Consider the following 21,769-nt stretch of genomic DNA (forward strand, 5'->3'; position numbering starts at 1 on the left):
CCTAGTGCGGCGGTCGCCCTCCGCCTCGGGCCCTCCGGCCCGTGACTCAGTCACGGCCGGTGAGCCCCCACGCGTCCTCGTCGGATCCGCCCTCGACCTCTTCGAGACCGTCGGTCGCGCGACCCACGGGGTCGTCGTAGCGGTCGTCCTCCGCCGGCGGCGCGGCGGGTGCGGACGCTCCGGGCACTGCGCCCGGTGCCGCGACCGGCGGCGCCGGCGGAGCCGCCGGGGTGGCGGGCTCCTCGCCGCGGAGCTTCGCCAGCACCCCGGGCAGCTGCTCCGGCGTGACGAGCACGTCACGCGCCTTCGAGCCCTCGGACGGCCCGACGATCTCGCGTGACTCCAGCAGGTCCATGAGCCGGCCGGCCTTGGCGAAGCCGACACGCAGCTTGCGCTGGAGCATCGAGGTCGAACCGAACTGGGTGGAGACCACGAGTTCGGCCGCGGCGAGCAGCAGCTCGAGGTCGTCGCCGATGTCGGAGTCGATCTCCTTCTTCTCGACCGCAGCGGCGACGTCGTTGCGGTACTCCGGCCGCGCCTGGCGGGTGACGTGCTTGACCACCCGGTCGATCTCGGTCTCGGTCACCCAGGCGCCCTGCACGCGGATCGACTTCGACGCCCCCATGGGCAGGAACAGCGCGTCGCCCTGGCCGATGAGCTTGTCGGCCCCGGGCTGGTCGAGGATGACGCGCGAGTCGGTCACGCTCGTCACCGCGAACGCGAGGCGTGAGGGCACGTTCGCCTTGATGAGGCCCGTGACCACGTCGACCGAGGGCCGCTGCGTCGCGAGCACCAGGTGGATGCCCGACGCGCGCGCGAGCTGGGTGATGCGCACGATCGAGTCCTCGACGTCGCGCGGGGCGACCATCATCAGATCGGCGAGCTCGTCGACCACGACGAGCAGGTACGGATACGGCTTGAGCTTGCGCTCCGACCCGGCGGGGAGCACGATCTCGTCGTTCACCACGGCCTTGTTGAAGTCGTCGATGTGGCGGAACCCGAACGACGCGAGGTCGTCGTACCGCATGTCCATCTCCTTCACGACCCACTGGAGCGCCTCGGCGGCCTTCTTGGGGTTCGTGATGATCGGGGTGATCAGGTGCGGCACGCCGGCGTACGGCGCAAGCTCGACGCGCTTCGGGTCGATGAGCACCATCCGCACCTCGGAGGGCTTGGCCCGCATCAGCAGACTGGTGATCATCGAGTTCACGAAGCTCGACTTGCCGGAGCCGGTGGAACCGGCCACGAGCAGGTGCGGCATCTTCGCGAGGTTCGCCACGACGTAGCCGCCGCCCACGTCCTTGCCGACGCCGATCGTCATCGGGTGCTTCGCGTTCACGGCGGCGCCCGACCGGAGCACGTCGCCGAGCGTGACCGTCTCGCGGTCGGCATTCGGGATCTCGACGCCGATCGCCGACTTCCCCGGGATCGGCGAGAGGATCCGCACCTCGTTCGACGCGACCGCGTACGCGAGGTTCTTGGACAGCGCGGTCACGCGCTCCACCTTGACGCCCGGCCCGAGCTCGATCTCGTACTGCGTGACGGTCGGGCCCCGCGAGAACCCGGTGACCTTCGCATCGACACCGAACTGCTCGAGCACGCCGGTGATCTGCCGGACGACCTCGTCGTTCACCGCCGAACGGGTCTTGGCGGGCGCACCGGCGGCGAGCGTCGAGGCGGCCGGCAGGTGGTAGGGACGGTCGGGTTCGATGGCGGGCGGTGCGTCGACGGATGCCGCAGCATCCGCTTGGCCCGCCCCGTCGCCGCCGACGGACACGACCCCGGCCGCCACCGCCGGTTCGAGCCCGACGATCGCCTGCGTCGCCCCCGCGTCGTCGCCGCGGAGGCCCGTGCCGCCGTGCGGCACCTCGCCCGTGAACCGCTGGAGCGCGGACTCGGCGCGCTCGAGGTCGTCGAGCACGCCCGCACCGTAGGCGTCGGAGGTCTCCCGCTCGCCCTCGAGCGGCGAGTCGAAGCTGCCGGCCGCCGACCCCTCGCCGAAGACGTCGGTCAGCGCCTCCACGCCGCCGCCGCCGAACTCCGGATCCTCTTCTCGGTTGGAGGAGTTGCGGCGCCACCACGGCAGCAGCCCGCCGCCGGGCTGCTCGTCGTCGTCGCCGTCGAGTCCGTCGAGCTCGACCTGCTCGGCGCGGTCCTTCTTCGACCGCCGCTTGGGCTTCTCGGCGACCTCGGCCGTCGCGGACTCGGCCTCGCCGTGCTCGGTCGCGCCGAAGAGCCACTCGTAGAGCTGCCGGAACCGCTGCGGGATGCGGTTCGGCGGGGTCTTGGTGAGGATGAGCAGCGACAGCACGCCGAGCGCCGCCAGCACGATGCCCGCGCCGACGTCGGTGATGAGGAAGATGAGCGGCTGCGCGAGCATCCAGCCGAGGATGCCGCCGGCGGTCGCGAGCTCGGGCATGCCCGCGCTCGGGGAGGGTCGACCGCCCAGCAGGTGGCAGAGCCCCGACACCGTGATGAGGAGCATGCCGAGCCCGATGCCGATGCGCGTGTTGTCGTGCACCGAACTCGGGTGGCGGAACAGCCACACGGCGAACATGAGCATGATCACGGGCAGCGCGAACGCCACGCGACCGAACAGGCCGCCGAAGGTGTAGGCGTCGAGCGTGCGAGCGACCGGGTCGTTGATGAGGAACCACTCGACGACCGCACCCGCGATCGCGAGGAGCACCAGGAAGAACGGGAGGCCGTCGCGCCGCTCCTCGCGGGCGAGGGTCTCGGGGCCGAGCGCCCTCGCCGCGGCGCCCGTGAGGTGGGCGAGACCCATCCAGGCCCGCACCAGCAGCCCTGGCTGCTCGGCGGCGGGCGTCGCGGTCCGCGTCGTGCGCGTCGACGACCGCTGCGCCGGCAGCTTCTTGGTGGGCGCGGTGCGCGTCGACGAGCCGCGGCCGGACGCGCCCGAGGCGCGCCCGTTCGACTTGGTGCTCGTAGCCATGCATTCCACGTTACGGCCCGCCGCCGACGCGGCCCGGCAGGCCGGTCGAGTGTCGCCCGGAGCGGCGCGCACCCGCGCGACGGACGGCGGCCGATGCTCAGCGCAGTCGGCGCACCATCGTCACCCGTCCGGCGTCGGCGGCCACGACGGCGAACCCCTCCGACCGGTAGAGGTCACGGGCGAAGTTGTCGTGATCGACGCTGAGCGCCAGCCGGGCGTACCCGTCGGTGCGGGCGTCGTCGGCGAGGGCGCGCAGCAGCGCCCGCCCCACGCCCTGCGCGCGCCACATCGGGCGCACGCCGATGACCAGCTCCGGCACACCGGCCGCGACGAAGCCCATCGAGGGCCGGTCCGCGCCGAACAGGCGGTACCAGGCCGCGCCGACGGGCCGGTCGTCGGCGTCGACCGCGACGACCCCGCGGTCGGCCGGACGCTGCCAACCCGACACGTACGCGGCATGCCGCGCATCGGCCAGCACGACGGGACGCGGCCGGCTCGCGCTCGCGCGCCAGTTCGCCGCCTCGACGACCATGTCGGCGAGGAACCCGCCGTCGGCCGGCGCGGCGGGCCGGATCGTGAACTCCGCCATGCGCGGAGGGTACGCTCGGGGTGTTACGGCGGTGTTTCGGGCGAGCGGATGCCGCGGCATCCGCTCGTCGTCGACGAACGGGCTACGCCTCGATGACGAGCGGCACGAGCATGGGCCGACGGCGCAGGCGCCGGTTCACCCAGCTGCCGAGCGTGCGGCGGACGGTCTGCTGCAGGGCGCGCGGATCGCGCACGCCGTGGTGGGCGGCATCCGCCAGCGCGGCCACGATCTTCGGCTTGACGTCCTCGAACACCGCGTCGTCCTCGGCGAAGCCGCGCGCGTGGATCTCGGGGCCGACGATGACCTTGCCGGTGTTGGCGTCGACCACGATGATGACCGAGATGAAGCCCTCCTCCGAGAGGATGCGGCGGTCCTTCAGGTCGGCGTCCGTGATCTCGCCGACCGTCGAGCCGTCGACGTAGACGAAGCCCAGGTCGAGCTGGCCCGCCACGGTGACGCGACCGTCGCGCAGGTCGAACACCGTGCCGTTCTCGCCGAGGAACGTGCGCTCGGCGGGGATGCCCGTGTCCTGCGCGAGGCGCGCGTTCGCCACGAGGTGCCGGTACTCGCCGTGGATCGGCACGACGTTGCGCGGCTGCAGGATGTTGTAGCAGTACAGCAGCTCGCCCGCCGCGGCGTGCCCGGAGACGTGCACCTTCGCGTTGCCCTTGTGCACGACGTTGGCGCCGAGCTTGGTGAGTCCGTCGATCACGCGGTACACGGCGTTCTCGTTGCCGGGGATGAGGCTCGACGCGAGGATGACCGTGTCGCCCTCCCCCACCTCGATCTGGTGATCGCGGTTCGCCATGCGCGAGAGCACGGCCATGGGCTCGCCCTGAGACCCCGTCGACATGTAGACGATGCGGTCGTCGGGGATGTCGCCGGCCTTCTTGTAGTCGACGAGGACGCCCGGCGGCACGTCGAGGTAGCCGAGCTCGGCGGCGATCGTCATGTTGCGCACCATCGAGCGGCCGAGCAGCGCCACGCGCCGACCGTTCTGGTGCGCCGCGTGGAGCACCTGCTGCACGCGGTGCACGTGGCTCGAGAAGCTCGCGACGATGACGCGACGCGGCGAGCGCGCGATCACCTCGTCGAGCACCGGTCCGATCGCCCGCTCGAGCGGCGTGAAGCCCGGCACGTCGGCGTTGGTCGAGTCGACCATGAACAGGTCGACGCCCTCCTCGCCGAGGCGCGCGAACTCGCGCAGGTCGGTGAGCCGGCCGTCGAGGGGCAGCTGGTCCATCTTGAAGTCGCCCGTGGCGAGCACCAGTCCGGCATCCGTTCGGAGGGCGACGGCGAGCGCGTCGGGGATCGAGTGGTTCACGGCGATGAACTCGAGGTCGAACGGCCCGAGCTTCTCGCGCTGCCCCTCCTTCACCGTGAGGCTGTACGGCTGGATGCGGTGCTCCTTGAGCTTCGCCTCCACCAGCGCGAGCGTGAGCTGCGAGCCCACGAGCGGGATGTCGGCGCGGAGCTTCAGCAGGTACGGCACGGCCCCGATGTGGTCCTCGTGGCCGTGCGTGAGCACGACGGCGACGACGTCGTCGAGGCGGTCGCGCAGGAACCCGAAGTCGGGCAGGATCAGGTCGACGCCCGGCTGGTGCTCCTCGGGGAAGAGCACGCCGCAGTCGACGATCAGCAGCTTGCCGTCGATCTCGAAGAGCGTCATGTTGCGGCCGACCTCGCCGAGGCCGCCGATCGGGATGACGCGGAGCGTCCCGGGGTCGAGCGGTGCGGGGTCGATGACTTCGTCGGGCATGTGCCCTCCTCACGTTCACGGTGTTCAGTTCGGTGCGACCCTCGGGGCCGCGGATGTCTCGGGGCGGACGGCGCGCTCGGACGCGTCGTGCCGGCGCCGTCGTCAGCGCGTGGTGCCCGCCACCTTCGGCAGTGCGCCGCCGGCGGCGGCGTTGCGGTCGGGACGGAAGTTGTGGAAGTCGACGCCGGGGATGCCCTGCACGAGGTCGATCTCGTCCTCGATGAGCGCGGCCTCCCACTCCTCGGGACCGACGAGCGGCAGGCGCACGCGCGGGCTGCCGATGCGGCCGAGGCCGTGCAGGATGTACTTCGCCGCGACCGTGCCGGGCACGTGCGTCATGACGGCCCGCACGAGCGGCTCGAGCCGCTGGTGCTCGGCGGTCGCGGTCTTCAGGTCGCCGCGGTTCACGGCGTCGACGATGGTGCGGTACGGCGCGGGCGCGATGTTCGCAGTCACGCCGATCAGTCCCGTGGCGCCGATCGCGAGATGCGGCAGCACGTTCGCGTCATCGCCCGAGAAGTACATGAGGTCGGTCTGGTTCAGCACGCGGCTCACCTCGCTGAAGTCGCCCTTGGCGTCCTTCACGGCGAGGATGTTCGGGTGCTTGGCCAGGCGCAGGATGGTCTCGTACTTGATGGGCACGCCCGTGCGGCCCGGGATGTCGTACAGGATGACCGGCAGGTCGGTCGCGTCGGCGACGAGCCGGAAGTGGGTCAGGATGCCGGCCTGGGTCGGCTTGTTGTAGTACGGCGTGACGATCATGATGCCGTCGGCGCCGACCGCCTCGCTCTTCTTGTAGAGCTCGATGGCGTGCGCGGTCTCATTCGAGCCGCCGCCCGTTATGATCTTCGCGCGGCCGCCGGCCACGTCCTTCCCGACCTCGACGAGGCGGATCTTCTCGGGGTCGGTGAGCGTCGACGTCTCGCCCGTGGTGCCGGTGACCACGATGCCGTCGGCGCCGGCGACGATCACGTCGTCGATGTGCTTCTCGACGGCGGGCCAATCGACCTCGCCGTCCGCCGTCATGGGCGTGACGAGCGCGACGAGCACCTGGCCGAACGGGTTCTCTGCAGTCACGCCCTACAGGCTATCGGGTGCGGCCCCGCCGGGCCGATTCGGCGCCGTGCCCACCGCGTGCGGCGGCGGCGTCGTGCACAACGAAGGAGATGTCGCGCGGCGCGCCGTCGCCGCTCGGCGCGCCGCTCGACATCTCCTCCACCTTGCGCCGCCGACGGGCTGGCCGGGGGCGAAGGTGGAGGCGATGATCGAGCTTGGCGAGGATCGCGGCCTCCACGAGGTCCCATTCGTGCACCAGCATCGCGTAGTCGAACCGGAGGGTGTCGAATCCGTGGGATGCCGCCACCGCATCACGCACCAGGTCCTTGTGCCGCAGGCTCGCCCCGTCGTGGTTCCGCTTCCCGTCGAGCTCGAGGATGAGCCGGTCGCCGAGCACGAAGTCGACGATGCCCACGCCCGGCACGCGCACCTGCGACGCGAGCTCGATGCCGTGGCGCCGCAGGCGGAGGCGGAGGAGGGACTCGAGGCCGCTGTCCGCGTCCCACCGGGCGAAGTCGACCAGCCATCGGCGGTCGACCGGCATGCCGGCCCGCAGCGTTGCGAGGCACCGCGCGGTGAGGAGCCGCTTCCGCATCGCCGACTCGAGTGCGACGAAGAACTCCTCGGCCCCGAGGCATCCGAGTGCTTGGGTCAACGCGTCGACGAGCGACACCCGACCTGCCCGATGCGGCACGTCGTGCCAGTGGGCGACGCACGCGCAGGACCTGTGCGTGTGAGCGCGGCCGTTCGGGCGCATGGCCACGTGCACCCGCGGGTGCTCGGCGAGCAACCACAACCCGTCGAGCTGCAGGCGCGAGACGCACCCGAGCGCGCCGCCGTGCGCGACGGCCGTCGCGATCGCCGCCGGGACGCCGGGGAGCGCGACCCACCCGGTTCTCAGCCTGACCAGCCGGCCGTCGCGCAAGGCACGGTCGAGGTCTCGTCGGGTGGCGCCTGCGCGTCGCAGGACGTCGGACGTGCGCGCCACGCCGCCGAGATCGTCGCAGGCACGCTGAGTCGGACATGACGGTGGCACGTGCCGAGTGTGGCGCGCCAGCACATCGCGCCACCGGCCGAGGGCGGAGCCGGCCGCGCGAGCGTCGGACGGCGGGATGTGGAGGACGGGTGGGCGGTGCGCAGCGAAGGAGATCCGGGGCGGCGCGCCGTCACGCCGGCGGCGTGTCGACCGGGTTCTCCTTCAGCGCGCGCGGTGACGTGCGGCGGGTCAGCGCTCGTAGGTGAGGAAGCGATAGCGGATGCCGCTCGTCGAGGTGCGCCATCCGTCGGCCGGGTCGGCGGCGACGACGCGCCACTCGGGCCCGCGCTCGGGCGCGACGGTGTCGCCGTCGACGTCGAGGTCGAGCTCGGTGACCACGAGGCGGTCGGCGAGGTCCATCGTGGCGGCGAACAGCTCGGCCCCGCCGATGACCCAGATCCACTCGTCGGCGTCGGATGCCGCGAGCGCGAGCGCCTCGTCGACGGATGCCGCGCGCACGGCGCCGTCGGCATGCCAGTCGGCCTGCCGGGTGACCACGATGTTGGCCCGTCCCGGCAGGGGCCGGAAGCGCGGCGGCAGCGAGTCCCAGGTGCGCCGGCCCATCAGCACGGGTGCGCCGACGGTGGTGCGCTTGAAGTGCGCCAGGTCCTCGGGCACGTGCCACGGCATGCCGCCGCCCGCGCCGATCACTCCCCCGTGCGCCTCCGCCCAGACCAGTCCGATCCGGGGTGCCTCGTCCGCGGCATCCGATTGCGTGGCGCTCATACGGCGACGGCCGCGCGGATGGCGGGGTGGTGCTCGTAGCCGAGCACCTCGAAGTCCTCGAACCGGTAGTCGTCGATCGACTCGGGGCGGCGCGCGAGGCGCAGCGTCGGGTACGGGTACGGGTCGCGGGAGAGCTGCTCGCGCACCTGGTCGACGTGGTTGTCGTAGATGTGGCAGTCGCCGCCCGTCCAGACGAAGTCGCCGACCTCGAGCCCGGCCTGCTGCGCGACCATGTGCGTGAGCAGCGCGTACGAGGCGATGTTGAACGGCACCCCGAGGAACAGGTCGGCGCTGCGCTGGTACAGCTGGCACGACAGGCGCCCGTCGGCGACGTGGAACTGGAACAGCGCATGGCACGGCGCGAGCGCCATGTCGGGGATGTCGGCGGGGTTCCACGCCGACACGATGAGGCGGCGCGAGTCGGGATTCGTGCGGATCTGCTCGATCACCTGGGCGATCTGGTCGACGTGCTCGCCCGACGGCGTCGGCCACGAGCGCCACTGCACGCCGTAGACGGGGCCGAGCTCGCCCGCGGCATCCGCCCATTCGTCCCAGATCGTGACGCCGTGCTCCTGCAGCCACCGCACGTTCGAGTCGCCGCGCAGGAACCAGAGCAGCTCGTAGGCGATCGACTTGAAGTGCACGCGCTTGGTGGTGATGAGCGGGAAGCCCTGGGCGAGGTCGAACCGGATCTGCCGGCCGAACACGCTGCGGGTGCCCGTGCCGGTCCGGTCGGATTTCGGCGTGCCGTGCTCGAGCACGTCGCGGAGCAGGTCTTCGTACGGAGTCGGGATCGCGCTGGCCACGGCGTCAAGGCTACGCCCGGTCGGGCGAGCGGATGCCGCGACGCGGCGACTCCGCGACGGTCCGCCTCGCGGGGCCCCGTCACCCGGCGTCACACGCAGGGTCCTCCGAGCCGCGCGCGCGTACGATCCTGCGCATGGATCTCGTGCCCGCCCTCGTCGCCGGGATCGGCCTGCCCGCCCTCGCGACGCTCATCGGGCTGGTCGTCCGGTCGCGCGACGGCCGCCTCCGGGCGGGTTCGAGCACGCCGGGCGCCTCGGGTGCGGCGGAGGCGCTCGGCCTCGCGCCCGACGTCCTCGGAACCGATGCGACGCTCGTGCAGTTCTCGACGGCGTACTGCAGCCGGTGCCCCGGCACCGCGCGGGCGCTCGGCGACCTCGCCGACGCGCACGACGCCGACGTGCGCCACGTCGAGATCGACCTCACCGACGACGCCGCGCTCGCGGACCGCTTCGACGTCCGGCAGACCCCCACCGTCCTCGTGCTCGACGCGGCCGGACGGCTCGCCGGGCGCATCGCGGGCGTGCCGCGGACCGGCGAGCTCCGCACCCTCATCGACGACCTCACCCGGAGGAACCGTGTCCCCCAGCGCGCCTGACTCGCCGACCGACGGCCCGGCGGCTCCGCCCCGCGGCATCGACCCTCGCGGTCCCCGGTTCGCCGCGGCGCTCACGGCGGTGCTGCTGCTCGTGACCGCGGTGCTCGGCTTCGGCGGTGCGGATGCCGCCGCGCTCGCGCTCCTCGCCGCGATCGCGCTGCTGTTCGCGTGGGGTGCGATCGCCGGGGTGGCGCGGCATCCGTTCGGACTCCTGTTCCGCGCCGCGGTCCGGCCGCGCCTCGACCCGCCGGACGAGCTCGAGGATCCGCGTCCGCCCACCTTCGCGCAGCTCATCGGCCTCATCGTCACCGGGACCGGCGTCGTGCTCGGCCTCGCCGGGCTGCCGCTCGCCGTGCCGGTGGCCGCCGCCGTCGCGTTCCTCGCCGCGTTCCTCAATGCCGCGTTCGCCTACTGCCTCGGATGCCAGGTGTACCTGCTGCTCGTCCGGGCCCGCGTCATCCGTCACGCGTGACGCGCGGCCCGCGGCCACTGCCGCGCGCGGCATCCGCTCGATAGGCTGGAGCACCGGCTCGAGGAGGAGGACCAATTGGCACTGACGAGCGAATCGACCACGGTCTGGACGGGCACGCTCTTCGAGGGATCGGGCACGACGCGCCTGGACTCCTCGAAGCTCGCCGAGTTCGACGTCAACTGGAAGGCCCGCTCCGAGGGCGAGGCCGGCACCACCAATCCCGAGGAACTGCTCGCCGCCGCGCACTCGGCCTGCTTCTCGATGGCCTTCTCCCTGGCGCTGACCGAGGCCGGGCACGCTCCCGAGCGCATCCAGACCACCGCGGCCGTCACCTTCCAGCCCGGTGAGGGCGTCACCGGCAGCCACCTGCTCGTGAGCGCCCGGGTGCCCGGCATCACCGAGGCCGAGTTCGAGCGCATCGCCGACGAGGCCAAGGCCAACTGCCCGATCTCCAAGGCCCTCGCCGGCACCGCGATCACGATCGAAGCGGAGCTCGCGTAGCGGTGCGCGTCCTCGTCGCCGGCGCGTCCGGCTTCATCGGCTCCGCCGTTACGGCCCGCCTCACCGATGCGGGCCACGAGGTCGTGCGCCTTGTCCGGCGACGCGCCACGAGCGACGACGAGGTCACGTGGTCACCCGGATCGGGCATCATCGACTTCACCGTGATGGAACGCGTCGACGCGGTGCTCAACCTGTCCGGTGCCTCGCTCGCCCGGTTACCGTGGACGCGGCGCTGGCGCGACGAGATCCTCGAGTCGCGCGTGGCCGCCACGCGGACCCTCGCCGACGCCATGCGCAAGGCCAGGCGCCCACCGGCGGTCTTCCTCAGCGGCTCGGCCGTCGGGGTGTACGGCGACCGCCCCGGCGAGCTGCTCACCGAGCACTCGAGCCCGGGCGAGGGATTCCTCGCCGACGTCGTGGGCCGGTGGGAGGCGGCGGCGAAGCTCGCACCCGACGAGACGCGCACCGTGCTCCTGCGCACGGGCATCGTCGTGGGACGCGGCGGGGCGATGCAGCGCGTGCGCACCCTCACGACCTTCGGCGTTTCGGGCCGGCTCGGCACGGGCGGCCAGTACTGGCCGTGGATCGCGATCGACGACGAGGTGGGGGCGATCGTCCACCTGCTCGACTCGCAGCTGTCCGGCGCGGTGAACCTCGTCGGTCCGACGCCCGCGACCGCCGACCGGATCATGTCGGCGCTCGCCGAGCGGATGCACCGGCCCTACGGCCTGCCCGTGCCGGAGAAGCTGCTCGAACTGGGCCTCGGCAACGCGGCCGACGACCTGCTGCTGTCCAGCCAGAAGGTCCGCCCGCAGCGCCTCATCGACGACGGCTACCGGTTCCGCCACGTGACGGTCGAGTCGGCCATCGACGCGATGCTCAACCTCGACCGCGCTCCAGCTCGATAGCCCGCCGCACGGCCCGGCGCGCTCGGCGCCGATCCCCCGCCGCGTCGTAGGCCAGGCCGAGCCGGAGCCAGGCACGCCACGAGTCGGGTTCCGCCTCGACCGCGCTGCGGAAGGCGGGGAACGCGTCATCCGCCGCCGCCCGCTCGGGGCGCCCGCTGGGCCGGAGCGGCATGCCCAGGTCGAGCGCACCCTCCGCCTCGAGCTGCCGCACGAGCCGCTGCGAGCGAGCGCCGAACTGGAGTTCGCGCCAGATGGCCCACGCCGCCAGCACCGGCAGCACGATGAGGGCGACGCCCATGACGACGGCGACGGGCTCGCCAGTCTGCACGAACTGCACGGCGCGCCATCCGACGAGCACGAGGTAGACGCCGAGCAGCACCGCCATGACGACGGCGCCGAGCTTCGCTCCGCTCATCGCGCGCCGGGCAGTTCGAGGCCGAGCAGGGCGTCGAGCCCGACCGTCACGCCCTCCGACGTCGCGGCGCGACGGAGCGCGAGCAGGATGCCGCTCTCATAGGCGGACGAGGAGATGGTGGAGTGCGCGATCGTGAGCGTCTCGCCGTCGCCGCCGAGGATCACGCGCTGCTCGGCGAGCAGGCCCGACATGCGGAGGCTGTGCACCGGCACGCCGGAGACGAGCTGCCCGCGCGCACGCTGGTCGGCGTGCGGTGCGGCGACCGGACCGGCGTCGCCGCGTGCGGCCGCGACGAGCTCGGCCGTGCGGACGGCCGTGCCGGAGGGCGAATCGACCTTGCCTCCGTGGTGCGCCTCGACGATCTCGATCGAGTCGAAGTGCTGCGCGGCGAACGCGGCGAACGCGGACCCGAGCACGCTGCCCACCGAGAAGTTCGGCACGAAGACCACGCCGGGGGCCTCGTCGAGGTCGCGGAGTCGGCGCTCCACCTCGGCGATGCGCTCGTTCGACCATCCCGAGGTGCCGACCACGACCGCGGCACCCGCCTCGATGGCCGCCTCGACGATGCCCTGGCTCGCGGCGGGGTGGGTGACGTCGAGCACCACGTCGGCGCCGTCGAGCTCGTCGAGGTTCGACGTGGAGTCGAGCCCGGCGTGCAGTTCGAGGTCGTCGGACTCCTCGATGAGCCGGACGGCGAGCCGCCCCATCTTCCCGGTCGCTCCGGCCACCGCCACCCTGATCGTCACGTCGATCACCCTAGCAATCGCGCCGCCACGGTCCGCCCGTCGTAGCGGGCGGTCCGGTCGCGGGTCCGCGCGGTCGTAGGCTGAGCGGATGCTGCGCTTCCGCGACGCCGACGTGACCGACCCCGACGCGCATCGCCTGCTCGACGCGTACTTCGCCGAGCGCGCCGAGGGCTTCCCGCCCGAGCAGGGCGCGTACCGCCCGACGTGGCCGGAACCGGCCCGGTTCACTCCGCCGGTCGGGGTCTTCCTCATCGTCGAGGACGAGTCCGGCGAGGCGGTGGGCTGCGGCGGTGTGCGGCGGGTCGCGGACGCCGACGACGGCACGGTGCGCTTCGAGGTCAAGCACCTCTGGTTGGCGCCCGCTGGTCGGGGCCGCGGTGAGGGCCGCCGCCTGCTCCTCGAGCTCGAGCGGCGCGCGGTCGGCTTCGGCGCCGGTGAGCTCGTCCTCGACACGAACGCGAGCCTCGAGGCCGCGGGCGGGCTCTACCGGTCGAGCGGCTACGTCGACATCCCGCCCTACAACGCCAACCCGAACGCGACGAACTGGTACGGCAAGCGCGTTCGCGCGTGACCGGTCAGAGCGAGTACAGGTCGGGCAGCCCCGTCCGCATCTCCGGCGGCAGGTGGGCGAGGTCGTTGTGGACCACGAGGCTCCACGGCCGGCCCGGCGCCCGCTGGGTGAGCACCGTCAGGCCGCAGTTGGCCTGGTTGATCGTGACCCAGCGCCACTCGGGTGCGCCGAGCACTTCGCGCACGAACCAGCCGATCACGAAGTTGTGGGTGATGAGCAGGTCGTGGCGGTCCTCGCGGTGGGAGCTCAGGAACTCCGCCCGCGCGTCGGCCATCTGCGCCTGACCGGCCTCGAAGTCGAGCTCCGAGTAGGAGCCGAAGAACGGCGCGTACGCCGAGGGCGTGTCGGGTCCGGGACCGGACGGCACGCAGTCGAACAGCAGGGCCGAGGGCTCCGGGTGCAGGGCCGGGAGCTTGCCCGCGATGATCTTCGCGGTCTCGGCGGCGCGCTGCAGCGGCGAGTGCCACGCGTGGTCGAACGGGATCCCGCCGAGCCGTTCGGCGAGCAGTTCCGCCTGCCGTCGGCCCCGCGGCGACAGCGGCCCGTCGGGGAGGCCGTGCTCGGCGTCGAGCTGTTCGCCGTGGCGGACGAGGTACAGGTGGTGGGGCACGTGGGTTCCTGGGGGTCGGGCGTCGCTCAGGCGACGTCGGTTCGGGGTTCGGGCTGGTCGACGACCGATTGGAACGCGTGCTCGTCGACGGGCCCGACCGCGACGAGTGACACGGGACGCGCGGCGAGGTCGGCCGCGAGGGCCTGCACGTCGTCGGCCGTGACCCGCGCGACGCGACGGAGCGCCTCGTCGAGGTCGGCGAACTCGCCGAGCGCGAGCTCGGCGCGGCCGAGCCGCGACATCCGCGTGTCGCTGTCCTCGAGCGCGAGCGCCGAGGCGCCGCCGAGGTAGCCGACGGCGCGTTCCATCTCGTCGGGCGTGACGCCGTGGTGGGCGAGCCGCTCGAGTTCGGTGCGCATGAGCGCGGCGACCGTGGCGGCGTTGCGCGGCGCGCAGCCGGCGTACATGCCGAACACGCCCGCGTCGGAGTAGCCGGGGGCGAAGGAGTACACGGAGTAGGCCAGGCCGCGCCGTTCCCGCACCTCCTGGAACAGCCGCGACGACATGCCCGCGCCGAACACCGTGTTCAGGACGCTGAGCACGGCGCGGCGGTCGTCGGTCGCCACGAGGCCGGGCACCCCGAGCACGAGGTTCACCTGCTCGTTGGGCTTCTCGACGACCGTGAGCGCGGTGGTGCCGACGGGCGTCGCGGGCCCGCCGTCGCGCCGCTCGACGGGGGCGCCCTCGTCGTCGAGCCGCCACCCGGCTGCGGCGAGCGCGCGGCTCAGGTCCGCGACGACGCGGTCGTGGTCGACGGCTCCGGCGACGGTGACGACGAGGTCCTGCGGCCGGTAGTTCGCGCGGTAGTGCTCCCAGACGGCGTCACGCGTCGCGGCGCCGATCGTCTCCGGGTCGCCGCCGATGGGTCGGGCGAGCGGATGCCGCCCCAGGACGGCCTCGAAGAAGCGCTCGCTCGCGACATCCGACGGGTCGTCGCCCGCCATCGCGAGCTCTTCGAGGATGACGCGGCGCTCGCTCTCGAACTCGTCGGGGTCGAGCAGCGAGGAGGTGAACATGTCGGCCAGCACCTCGACCGCCATGGGCAGGTCGCGGTCCTGCACCTTCGCGTAGTAGCAGGTGTACTCCTTGGCCGTGACGGCGTTGTGCTCGCCGCCGACCGCGTCGAACGCGACGGCGATGTCGAGCGCGGTGCGCGCGGCGGTGCCCTTGAAGAGCAGGTGCTCGAGGAAGTGCGTGGAGCCGAACGTGGCGGGGTGGCCGGAGTCGGACGGATGCTCGTCGCGGGAGCCCACGGCCACCCAGAACCCGATCGTCGCGCTCCGGCTGCCGGGCACGCGCTCGCTGAGGACGCGGATGCCGGACGGCAGGACCGAACGGCGGACCAGGGTGTCGCCGGCGGCGCGGAACTCGAGCTCGGGCAGACCGAGGGGGAGGTCGACGGCGCCGTTCACGCCATCCAGCCTAGGCCACGGCGTGACGGAGGACGCCCGGCTCGCACTCAGGCCGAGGCCCGGTCGAGCTCGACGAGCTCCGACCGGGTGAGGACCAGCGACGCGGCGCGCATGAGGGCGTCCACCTGGTCGGGGCGCCGCACGGCGACGACCGGGGCGGCGACGGCCGGCCGCGCGAGCAGCCACGCCACGGCGACCGCGGCGGGATCGGTGCCGTGGGCGTCGGCGACCTCGCCCAGCACCCGGAGCACGCGGGTCGCGCGGCGCCCTGCCCGGTGCTGGTGCCGTGCCGCGGTCGCGTCGCGGGGCTCGCCGCGACGGTGCAGCCGCCGACCGAGGACGCCGCCCGCGAGGGGCGACTGCGGCAGGACCGCGAGCCCCTGCGCCCGGGCGACGACGCCGAGCGCGCCCTCGAATCCGCGGCGCGCCAGCAGGTGGTACGGGGTCGCGAGCGCCTGGAAGCGGGGCAGCCCGTCGGCGGCGAGCACGCGCGCCTGGATGAGGCGCTCCGGCGAGCAGCCCGCGGCGGCGAGCGCGAGCACCTTGCCGGAGGCGAGGAGGGCGTCGAGTGCGCCGAGGATCTCCTCGAGGGGCGTCTCGGGGTCGTCGTCGTGGAAGGCGAGGAGGTCGATGCGGTCGGTGCCGAGACGTCCGAGCGAGGCATCCACCGCGTCGGTGATCGTGCGGGTCGTGGGCCGGGCGGGTCCGGGGCTGCATCGCACCCGGGTCATGAGGCGCACGCGGTCGCGCGTGCCCCGGGAGGCGAGCCAGGCGCCGACGACGCGTTCGCCCCCGACCGGGGCCGCGGGCCCGTCGGCGACGGCGATGAGGTCTCCGCCCAGTCCGGCGAAGCGGTCGAGGAGGTCGGCGGCATGGGCATCGGCGCCCCGGTCGAGCGCCCCGGTGCTCAGCCCGAGCGAGTGCACCTCGACGCCCGAGTCGCCGAGCTCGACGCGATACGGCACCGTGATGGGACCGGAGACGGGGTTCGTCTGGATCTCCGCGGTGGTGGGCGGCTCCGCGGTGCTGGGCTCCGAGGTCTCGGCCGGCACGCGATCCAGCTCGTCGGCGGCGCACGCCGTGGCGGCGCCCGGCCGGCCCCCGGCCCGCCGTGCTCCGTGCTGTGCGTGCTTCCGCGCCACGCGATCCTCCTCCCCAGGATTGCCTTCGACAGTAGGCGGCGTCTCGGAGCGACCCCCGACGGATCGGGTGAAGCGTTATCGAAACGTTGGTGAACACGGTGCCCGGGGCGGTCCGGAGCCGCATCGTCCGTTCGGTTGACCGCCGCGAGCGCGCGCGAGTCGAGCGCCTCTTGCGGTGCATTGAACAAGCGTTTAGCATCCTGAACGTGCGTTCAATCCCCGCCGCTGACGCGACCACCGTCGCACGCATCCGATCCGCCGCCGTGGCGCGGTTCGGACGCCACGGCTTCGCGCGCACGAGCGTGCGCGAGATCGCGAGCGACGCGGGCGTGAGCCCCGGCCTCGTCATCCACCACTTCGGCTCGAAGGAGGGACTGCGCCGCGCCTGCGACGAGTGGATGGTCGCGCAGCTGATCGGCGAGAAGGCCCGCCTCGGCGACACCGAGGTCGCCTCCACGATCCGGGAATGGCTCGATGACCCCGGACGCTTCCGCGGCTACCTCGACTACGTCGGGATGATGCTCGCCGACGGCACGGGCGGCGGCGACCGGCTCTTCGACCTCCTGCTCGCCGAGACCCGGGCCATGCTCGAGGAAGGGGTCGCCTCCGGCGCCATGCGCGAGAGCTCCGACCCCGAGCTCCGGGCGGTGCTCGTGACCGTGCACGGGCTCGCCCCGCTGCTGCTGCGCGAGCACCTCGCGCGCGTGCTGGGGGCCCCGCTCGACGACCCCGCGACCGTACGGCGAATGACGCTGCCGACGCTCGAGCTCTACACCCACGGCCTCTACGCCGACACCCGCATCCTCGATGCCGCCCGCTCGGCGATCGCCGACGTCGGCGACGGCCACGCGGTGGCCCACCCCGAGGCGGCCGTCCCGGCCGACCGGGTGCGTTCCGACAAGGGCCCCGGCAACCCGAACCAGGACCCGGACCCGCCGACCGGTGACGACGCCGCGCGCCACTGAGGCGCGGCATCCGCTCTCGTCATCGACTCGAAGGGACCTCCATGGACACCACCACCGACGCGGCCGTCACCACGCGCGGCCTCGTCAAGCGCTACGGCGCGAACACCGCCCTGCACGGCATCGACCTCGACATCCCGCGCGGCAGCGTCTTCGGCATGATCGGACCGAACGGCGCCGGCAAGACCACCACGATGCGCCTGCTGCTCGACATCCTGCGCCCGAGCGCCGGCGAGCTGCGGGTGCTCGGCGAGGCGCCGCGCCTCGGCGGGGCCGCACTCCGCCGGCGGATCGGCTACCTGCCCGGTGAGCTGCACCTGGCGACGCGGGTGAAGGGGCGCGAGCTCCTGGCGCACTACGCCGAGATCTCGGGGCCCGTGCGTCCCGGTGCCGTCGACGCGCTCGCCGACCGGCTCGGCGTCGACCTCGGCCGTCCCGTCCGCAGCCTCTCGAAGGGCAACAAGCAGAAGATCGGCCTCATCCAGGCCTTCATGCACGAGCCGGAGCTGCTGGTGCTCGACGAGCCGACGAGCGGGCTCGACCCGCTGGTGCAGCAGGAGTTCCACGCGATGCTGCACGAGGCGAAGGCGAACGGCCAGACCGTCTTCCTGTCGTCGCACGTGCTCAGCGAGGTGCAGCAGACCGCGCACGAGATCGCGATCCTGAAGCAGGGGCGCATCGTCGAGCGGTCCACGGTCGCCGCGCTCCGCGAGGACGCGGTGCGGCACGTCCGGCTCGTCGTGGCCGAAGCGGATGCCGCGGCGGCCCGTGCGACGCTCGACGCGCTGCCCGGCGTGAGCGGTGTGGCCCCGGCGGGCGACGGTCCGGGCACCGTCGCGTTCTCGGCCACGCTCGACGCGCACGTCGACGCCTTCGTGAAGGCCGTCGCCCGGCTCGACGTGGTCGACCTGACGGTGGAGGAGCCCGACCTCGAGGAGATGGTGCTCGCCTACTACGGCACCGACCTCACGGCCGACGCCGACGCCGCCGCCGACGACGACGCCGAGGGCACGACGCGGAAGGGGGCGCGGCGATGAACACGGTCCTCCCCCTCTTCCGGCGTTCGCTCGCCGACGGCTGGCGCGGGCTCCTCGGCTGGACCGGGGGCCTGCTCGTCGCCCTGTTCCTGTACCTGCCGCTCTACCCGTCGTTCGGCGGCAACGGCCAGCTGCAGGAGATCGTCGACATGATGCCGCCGGAGCTCGTGCAGTCGCTCGGGTACGACCAGATCGGCTCGGGTCCCGGATACGTCCAGGCGACGTTCTACGGGCTCATCGGTTTCGTGCTCGCGACGATCGCCGCGGTCGGCTGGGGCACCGGCGCCATCGCGAACGACGAGGAGAACGGCCAGCTCGAGCTCACCCTCGCGCACGGCGTGACCCGCGGACAGCTCTACGCCGAGCGGACGGCCGCCGTGCTCGTCAAGCTCGCGTGGCTCGCGCTCGTGAGCGTCGTCGTCGTCATGGTCCTGAACGAGCCGTCCGAGCTCGGCATCGAGTTCGGCGACCTCGTCGCGACCGCCGTGGCCTACTTCGGCCTCGTCGCCCTGAGCGCCGCGGCCGCCATCGCGGTCGGCGGCCTGACCGGCCGCCGCACCTGGTCGCTCGGCGCGGGCGCGGGGATCGCCGTGTACGGCTACGCGATGAACGCGCTCGGCAACCAGGGCGAGGACGTCCGGTGGCTGCACGACTGGTCGCCGTACAGCTGGGCGTACGCGGACGCGCCGCTCGAGAACGGCTGGAGCGAGCTGACCTGGCTGCTGTTCGCCGTGTCCGCGGTGCTGCTCGTTCTCGGCTGGCTCGTGTTCCGCCGCCGCGACGTGGCGGTGTGACCGAGAACGGATGCCGCGGCGCGCGCCCGGCACACGGGCGTCGCGTCGCGGCATCCGTCGGTTACGCCCGCGCCCGCCGCACGACGGCCTCGGCCTGGCGCATGAGCGGCGCGTCGACCATCTGCCCCCGGAACGAGAACACGCCGTCGCGCTCGCGCACCGCCGCCTCGGCCAGCAGCGCCCGTGCCCAGGCGAGCCGATCCGGGTCGGGAGCGTACGCCTCGCGCACGACCGCGACCTGGTCGGGGTGCACGCACGCGGTCGCCCGGAAGCCGAGCGCTGCGGCGTCCTCCGCCTCGGCCCGGAGGCCTTCGGCGTCGGCGAGGTCGAGGTGGACCGCGTCGATCGCGGCGACGCCGTGCGCGCCCGCCGCGAGCAGCACCTGGGACCTGGCGTGCTGCGCGACGTCGCGATACCGGCCGTCGGCGTGCCGGCTCGACCCGCCGCCGAGCGACGCGACGAGGTCCTCCGCACCCCACATCAGCGCCGAGACGATCGGCACGTGCGCGATCTCCGCGGCGGCGAGCACGCCGCGCGCGGTCTCGCACAGGGCGATCACGTCGTAGCCGTGCAGGCCGACGAGGTCGGCGGTGCCCTCGGCCTTGGCGAGCATCACCGTGCGGTAGGGGGTGCGGCGGAGCGCCTGGAGGTCGTCGACGAGATGCGGTGTCGACGCCGGGTTGACGCGCACGATGACCTTGTCGGGGTCGATCGGGTTCGCCACGAGCGACTCGCGCGCGGCCGACTTGGCCGGTTCGGCGACCGCGTCCTCGAGGTCGAGGATCACCGCGTCGGCCCGCTCGGCCGCCTTGGCGTAGCGGTCGGGCCGGTCGGCCGGGCAGAACAGCAGCGCCGGGCCGAACGGGAACGCGGGGTGGCTCATGCGTCCGCCCCCGCCTGGCGCTCCCCCGCCTCGCGCAACCACATCATGACGTTGCGCGTCGCCTTCGCCACCACCACGCCGTCCTGGTTACGGCCGATGTGGTGCAGCGTGACGATCCCCTGCCCGGGCCGCGACGAGCTCTCCCGCTTGTCGACCACGATCGTCTCGCTGTACAGCGTGTCGCCGTGGTGCAGCGGCGCGGGGAACGCGACCTCGCTGAACCCGAGGTTGGCCACGATGGTCCCCTGCGTGAGCTGGGTCACCGACGCGCCCACGATCGTCGCGAGCGTGAACATCGAGTTCACGAGCCGCTCGCCGAACGGCTGCCCTGCCGACCATGCGGCGTCGAGGTGCAGCGCCTGCGTGTTCATCGTCAGCGTCGTGAACAGCACGTTGTCGGCCTCGGTCACGGTCCGGCCCGGCCGGTGCAGGTACCGCGTGCCGGGTTCGAACTCCTCGAACCACAGTCCGCGCTGCACGACCTCGTTCGTCACCTCGGGGATCCCGGGGGTCTCGTTCGCCGTGGGGGTCGCACCCGCCATCGCCGGCTCCCTTCCGCCGCGACGCGCCGCCGCGGCATCCGCTCGTCTCGAACGCTACCCGGCGAGGCCGAGTTCGCGCGCGATGATCATGAGCTGCACCTCGGTCGTGCCCTCGCCGACCTCGAGGATCTTGGAGTCGCGGTAGTGGCGGGCGACCACGTTCTCGTTGAGGAAGCCGGCACCGCCCCAGATGTGCGACGCGTCGCGGGCGTTGGCCATGGCGGCCTCGCTCGAGATGAGCTTGGCGAGCGACGCCTCCATCTTGAACGGCAGGCCGGCGTCCATCTTGCGGGCCGCGTCGTACCAGGCGAGCCGGGCCTGGTGCACGCGCGCCTGCATACGGGCGATCATGAACTGGATGTGCTGGTGCGTCGCGATCGGCGTGTTGAACACGATCCGCTCCTTGGCGCGGATGATCGCCTGCTCGAGGCAGCCCTGCGCCGCGCCCGTCGCGAGCGCCGCGAACGCGATGCGGCCCTCGTCGAGGCAGCGGAGGAAGTTCGCGTAGCCGCGACCGCGCTCGCCCACCAGGTTCTCCTTCGGCACGCGCACGTTCGTGAACTTCAGCGGGTGCGTGTCGGAGGTGTTCCAGCCGACCTTGTCGTAGCCCGGCAGCACCTCGAAGCCGGGGGTGCCGTTTGGCACGATGATGGCCGACAGCTCCTTCTTGACCGACCCGTCGGGGCGGGTCTCCTCGCCCGTGACGGCGATGATCGTGACGATCTTCGTGATCGGGGTGCCGGAGTTGGTGATGTACTGCTTCGAGCCGTTGATGACCCACTCGTCGCCGTCGAGCACGGCCGTGGTCTCGGTGGCGCCCGCGTCCGAGCCGGCGTTCGCCTCGGTGAGGCCGAAGCCCGCGAGCGCGCGGCCGGCCACGAGGTCGGGCATCCACTTCGCGCGCTGCTCGTCGGTGCCGAAGCGGTAGATGGGCATCACGCCGAGGCCGATGCCGGCCTCGAGGGTGACGCCGATCGACTGGTCGACGCGGCCGAGCGCCTCCACGGCGAGGCAGAACTCGAAGTAGCTGCGGCCGCCGCCGCCGACCTCCTCGGGGAAGGGCAGGGCGAACAGGCCCATCTCGCCCATCTGGTGGATGATCTCGATCGGCAGGCGCCGCTGGGTGTCGTACTCGAACGAGGCGGGGGCGACGACGGTGTCGGCGAAGTCCCGCACGCGGTCGTAGAGGTCCTGCTCCTCGGCGCTCAGGTTGAGGTTCATGCTGCTGCTCCTCGGTGCTGCTCGGTGGGGGC

Annotated in this window: 23 protein-coding genes; 8 read left to right on the forward strand and 15 right to left on the reverse strand. The window is 72.9% G+C overall.

The genetic code is table 11. The features are described 5' to 3' along the window. Positions 1-46: 46 nt before the first annotated feature. The 7 genes from M1L56_RS13170 to M1L56_RS13200 all read right to left on the reverse strand — a co-directional run bounded on the left by M1L56_RS13170 (position 47) and on the right by M1L56_RS13200 (position 8,925). Complete coding sequence (locus tag M1L56_RS13170) at positions 47-2,953, reverse strand: DNA translocase FtsK (protein ID WP_248599576.1); 2,907 nt, start codon at positions 2,951-2,953, stop codon at positions 47-49. A 97-nt stretch (positions 2,954-3,050) separates the two neighbouring features. After that, on the reverse strand, positions 3,051-3,542 hold the full coding sequence (locus tag M1L56_RS13175) for a GNAT family N-acetyltransferase (RefSeq protein WP_248599577.1): 492 nt from the start codon (positions 3,540-3,542) through the stop codon (positions 3,051-3,053). A gap of 82 nt (positions 3,543-3,624) precedes the next feature. Next, on the reverse strand, positions 3,625-5,301 hold the full coding sequence (locus tag M1L56_RS13180; protein WP_248599578.1) for a ribonuclease J: 1,677 nt from the start codon (positions 5,299-5,301) through the stop codon (positions 3,625-3,627). A gap of 102 nt (positions 5,302-5,403) precedes the next feature. Continuing rightward, positions 5,404-6,378, reverse strand: coding sequence for a 4-hydroxy-tetrahydrodipicolinate synthase (gene dapA / locus M1L56_RS13185; protein ID WP_082847209.1), 975 nt, complete (start codon positions 6,376-6,378; stop codon positions 5,404-5,406). A 10-nt stretch (positions 6,379-6,388) separates the two neighbouring features. Beyond that, positions 6,389-7,345, reverse strand: a complete 957-nt coding sequence (locus tag M1L56_RS16135; protein ID WP_248599579.1) for an endonuclease domain-containing protein — start codon at positions 7,343-7,345, stop codon at positions 6,389-6,391. A gap of 237 nt (positions 7,346-7,582) precedes the next feature. Beyond that, entirely contained in the window at positions 7,583-8,119 is a 537-nt protein-coding gene (locus tag M1L56_RS13195) for a dihydrofolate reductase (RefSeq protein ID WP_248599580.1), read from the reverse strand. Then, positions 8,116-8,925, reverse strand: coding sequence for a thymidylate synthase (locus M1L56_RS13200; RefSeq protein ID WP_248599581.1), 810 nt, complete (start codon positions 8,923-8,925; stop codon positions 8,116-8,118). The genes M1L56_RS13195 and M1L56_RS13200 overlap by 4 nt, the downstream gene beginning before the upstream one ends. 134 nt (positions 8,926-9,059) lie before the next feature. Between M1L56_RS13200 and M1L56_RS13205 the strand changes: the two genes are divergently transcribed. From M1L56_RS13205 to M1L56_RS13220, 4 genes are all read left to right on the forward strand, one after another. Then, a complete protein-coding gene (locus M1L56_RS13205; RefSeq protein WP_248599582.1) occupies positions 9,060-9,521 on the forward strand; it encodes a thioredoxin family protein in 462 nt (153 codons plus the stop codon). Then, complete coding sequence (locus M1L56_RS13210) at positions 9,502-9,993, forward strand: DUF4395 domain-containing protein (protein ID WP_248599583.1); 492 nt, start codon at positions 9,502-9,504, stop codon at positions 9,991-9,993. The genes M1L56_RS13205 and M1L56_RS13210 overlap by 20 nt, the downstream gene beginning before the upstream one ends. A 75-nt stretch (positions 9,994-10,068) precedes the next feature. Then, complete coding sequence (locus M1L56_RS13215) at positions 10,069-10,494, forward strand: OsmC family peroxiredoxin (protein ID WP_248599584.1); 426 nt, start codon at positions 10,069-10,071, stop codon at positions 10,492-10,494. Between the two features lie 2 nt (positions 10,495-10,496). Further along, positions 10,497-11,402, forward strand: a complete 906-nt coding sequence (locus M1L56_RS13220; RefSeq protein ID WP_248599585.1) for a TIGR01777 family oxidoreductase — start codon at positions 10,497-10,499, stop codon at positions 11,400-11,402. Here the strand turns inward: M1L56_RS13220 and M1L56_RS13225 are convergent. Both M1L56_RS13225 and dapB read right to left on the reverse strand, forming a co-directional pair. Continuing rightward, complete coding sequence (locus M1L56_RS13225) at positions 11,374-11,817, reverse strand: tetratricopeptide repeat protein (RefSeq protein ID WP_067949269.1); 444 nt, start codon at positions 11,815-11,817, stop codon at positions 11,374-11,376. The genes M1L56_RS13220 and M1L56_RS13225 overlap by 29 nt on opposite strands. Next, positions 11,814-12,563, reverse strand: a complete 750-nt coding sequence (gene dapB / locus M1L56_RS13230) for a 4-hydroxy-tetrahydrodipicolinate reductase (protein ID WP_248599586.1) — start codon at positions 12,561-12,563, stop codon at positions 11,814-11,816. Before dapB ends, M1L56_RS13225 begins: the two co-directional genes overlap by 4 nt. 88 nt (positions 12,564-12,651) lie before the next feature. Here dapB and M1L56_RS13235 point away from each other — a divergent pair, with 88 nt between their 5' ends. Continuing rightward, a complete protein-coding gene (locus M1L56_RS13235) occupies positions 12,652-13,134 on the forward strand; it encodes a GNAT family N-acetyltransferase (RefSeq protein WP_248599587.1) in 483 nt (160 codons plus the stop codon). A 4-nt stretch (positions 13,135-13,138) separates the two neighbouring features. On the opposite strand, the gene M1L56_RS13240 is transcribed toward M1L56_RS13235, so the two are convergent. Genes M1L56_RS13240 through M1L56_RS13250 form a run of 3 tightly spaced genes read right to left on the reverse strand, consistent with a single transcriptional unit; the run spans position 13,139 to position 16,298 of the window. Continuing rightward, positions 13,139-13,744 carry a histidine phosphatase family protein gene (locus M1L56_RS13240; protein ID WP_067949273.1) on the reverse strand — a complete coding sequence of 202 codons (606 nt, stop codon included), beginning with the start codon at positions 13,742-13,744 and terminating at the stop codon, positions 13,139-13,141. Between the two features lie 26 nt (positions 13,745-13,770). Beyond that, the gene (locus M1L56_RS13245; protein WP_248599588.1) at positions 13,771-15,156 is read right to left on the reverse strand and encodes a pitrilysin family protein; all 1,386 of its coding nucleotides are present in this window, start codon (positions 15,154-15,156) and stop codon (positions 13,771-13,773) included. Positions 15,157-15,203: 47 nt separating this feature from the next. Continuing rightward, positions 15,204-16,298 carry an aldo/keto reductase gene (locus M1L56_RS13250; RefSeq protein ID WP_248599589.1) on the reverse strand — a complete coding sequence of 365 codons (1,095 nt, stop codon included), beginning with the start codon at positions 16,296-16,298 and terminating at the stop codon, positions 15,204-15,206. Positions 16,299-16,504: 206 nt separating this feature from the next. Between M1L56_RS13250 and M1L56_RS13255 the strand changes: the two genes are divergently transcribed. The 3 genes from M1L56_RS13255 to M1L56_RS13265 are packed head-to-tail and all read left to right on the forward strand — an operon-like array spanning position 16,505 to position 19,091. Then, positions 16,505-17,263, forward strand: a complete 759-nt coding sequence (locus M1L56_RS13255) for a TetR family transcriptional regulator (RefSeq protein ID WP_248599590.1) — start codon at positions 16,505-16,507, stop codon at positions 17,261-17,263. A gap of 41 nt (positions 17,264-17,304) precedes the next feature. Beyond that, positions 17,305-18,297 (forward strand): ABC transporter ATP-binding protein, encoded by a 993-nt coding sequence (locus M1L56_RS13260; protein ID WP_248599591.1) that lies wholly within the window; start codon positions 17,305-17,307, stop codon positions 18,295-18,297. Next, a complete protein-coding gene (locus tag M1L56_RS13265) occupies positions 18,294-19,091 on the forward strand; it encodes an ABC transporter permease subunit (protein WP_067949281.1) in 798 nt (265 codons plus the stop codon). Before M1L56_RS13260 ends, M1L56_RS13265 begins: the two co-directional genes overlap by 4 nt. A gap of 61 nt (positions 19,092-19,152) precedes the next feature. Here M1L56_RS13265 and M1L56_RS13270 read toward each other — a convergent pair whose 3' ends face one another. From M1L56_RS13270 to M1L56_RS13280, 3 genes are read right to left on the reverse strand one after another with little or no spacing between them, the layout of a single operon-like run. Beyond that, positions 19,153-19,974, reverse strand: a complete 822-nt coding sequence (locus M1L56_RS13270; RefSeq protein ID WP_248599592.1) for a CoA ester lyase — start codon at positions 19,972-19,974, stop codon at positions 19,153-19,155. Next, positions 19,971-20,516, reverse strand: a complete 546-nt coding sequence (locus M1L56_RS13275) for a MaoC family dehydratase (RefSeq protein WP_067949285.1) — start codon at positions 20,514-20,516, stop codon at positions 19,971-19,973. The genes M1L56_RS13270 and M1L56_RS13275 overlap by 4 nt, the downstream gene beginning before the upstream one ends. 54 nt (positions 20,517-20,570) lie before the next feature. Then, a complete protein-coding gene (locus M1L56_RS13280; protein ID WP_067949308.1) occupies positions 20,571-21,737 on the reverse strand; it encodes an acyl-CoA dehydrogenase family protein in 1,167 nt (388 codons plus the stop codon). Between the last annotated feature and the right edge of the window lie 32 nt (positions 21,738-21,769).

It is taken from the genome of Agromyces sp. C10, assembly GCF_023217995.1.
Classification (GTDB): domain Bacteria; phylum Actinomycetota; class Actinomycetes; order Actinomycetales; family Microbacteriaceae; genus Agromyces; species Agromyces indicus.

Bases quoted from the DNA above. Each gene is read 5' to 3' on its own strand.
- M1L56_RS13180 (WP_248599578.1), bottom strand. From the start codon at position 5,301: ATGCCCGACGAAGTCATCGACCCCGCACCGCTCGACCCCGGGACGCTC.
- M1L56_RS13175 (WP_248599577.1), bottom strand. From the start codon at position 3,542: ATGGCGGAGTTCACGATCCGGCCCGCCGCGCCGGCCGACGGCGGGTTC.
- M1L56_RS13170 (WP_248599576.1), bottom strand. From the start codon at position 2,953: ATGGCTACGAGCACCAAGTCGAACGGGCGCGCCTCGGGCGCGTCCGGC.
- M1L56_RS13225 (WP_067949269.1), bottom strand. From the start codon at position 11,817: ATGAGCGGAGCGAAGCTCGGCGCCGTCGTCATGGCGGTGCTGCTCGGC.
- M1L56_RS13270 (WP_248599592.1), bottom strand. From the start codon at position 19,974: ATGAGCCACCCCGCGTTCCCGTTCGGCCCGGCGCTGCTGTTCTGCCCG.
- M1L56_RS13195 (WP_248599580.1), bottom strand. From the start codon at position 8,119: ATGAGCGCCACGCAATCGGATGCCGCGGACGAGGCACCCCGGATCGGA.
- M1L56_RS13205 (WP_248599582.1), top strand. From the start codon at position 9,060: ATGGATCTCGTGCCCGCCCTCGTCGCCGGGATCGGCCTGCCCGCCCTC.
- M1L56_RS13260 (WP_248599591.1), top strand. From the start codon at position 17,305: ATGGACACCACCACCGACGCGGCCGTCACCACGCGCGGCCTCGTCAAG.
- M1L56_RS13235 (WP_248599587.1), top strand. From the start codon at position 12,652: ATGCTGCGCTTCCGCGACGCCGACGTGACCGACCCCGACGCGCATCGC.
- M1L56_RS13280 (WP_067949308.1), bottom strand. From the start codon at position 21,737: ATGAACCTCAACCTGAGCGCCGAGGAGCAGGACCTCTACGACCGCGTG.
- M1L56_RS13275 (WP_067949285.1), bottom strand. From the start codon at position 20,516: ATGGCGGGTGCGACCCCCACGGCGAACGAGACCCCCGGGATCCCCGAG.
- M1L56_RS13265 (WP_067949281.1), top strand. From the start codon at position 18,294: ATGAACACGGTCCTCCCCCTCTTCCGGCGTTCGCTCGCCGACGGCTGG.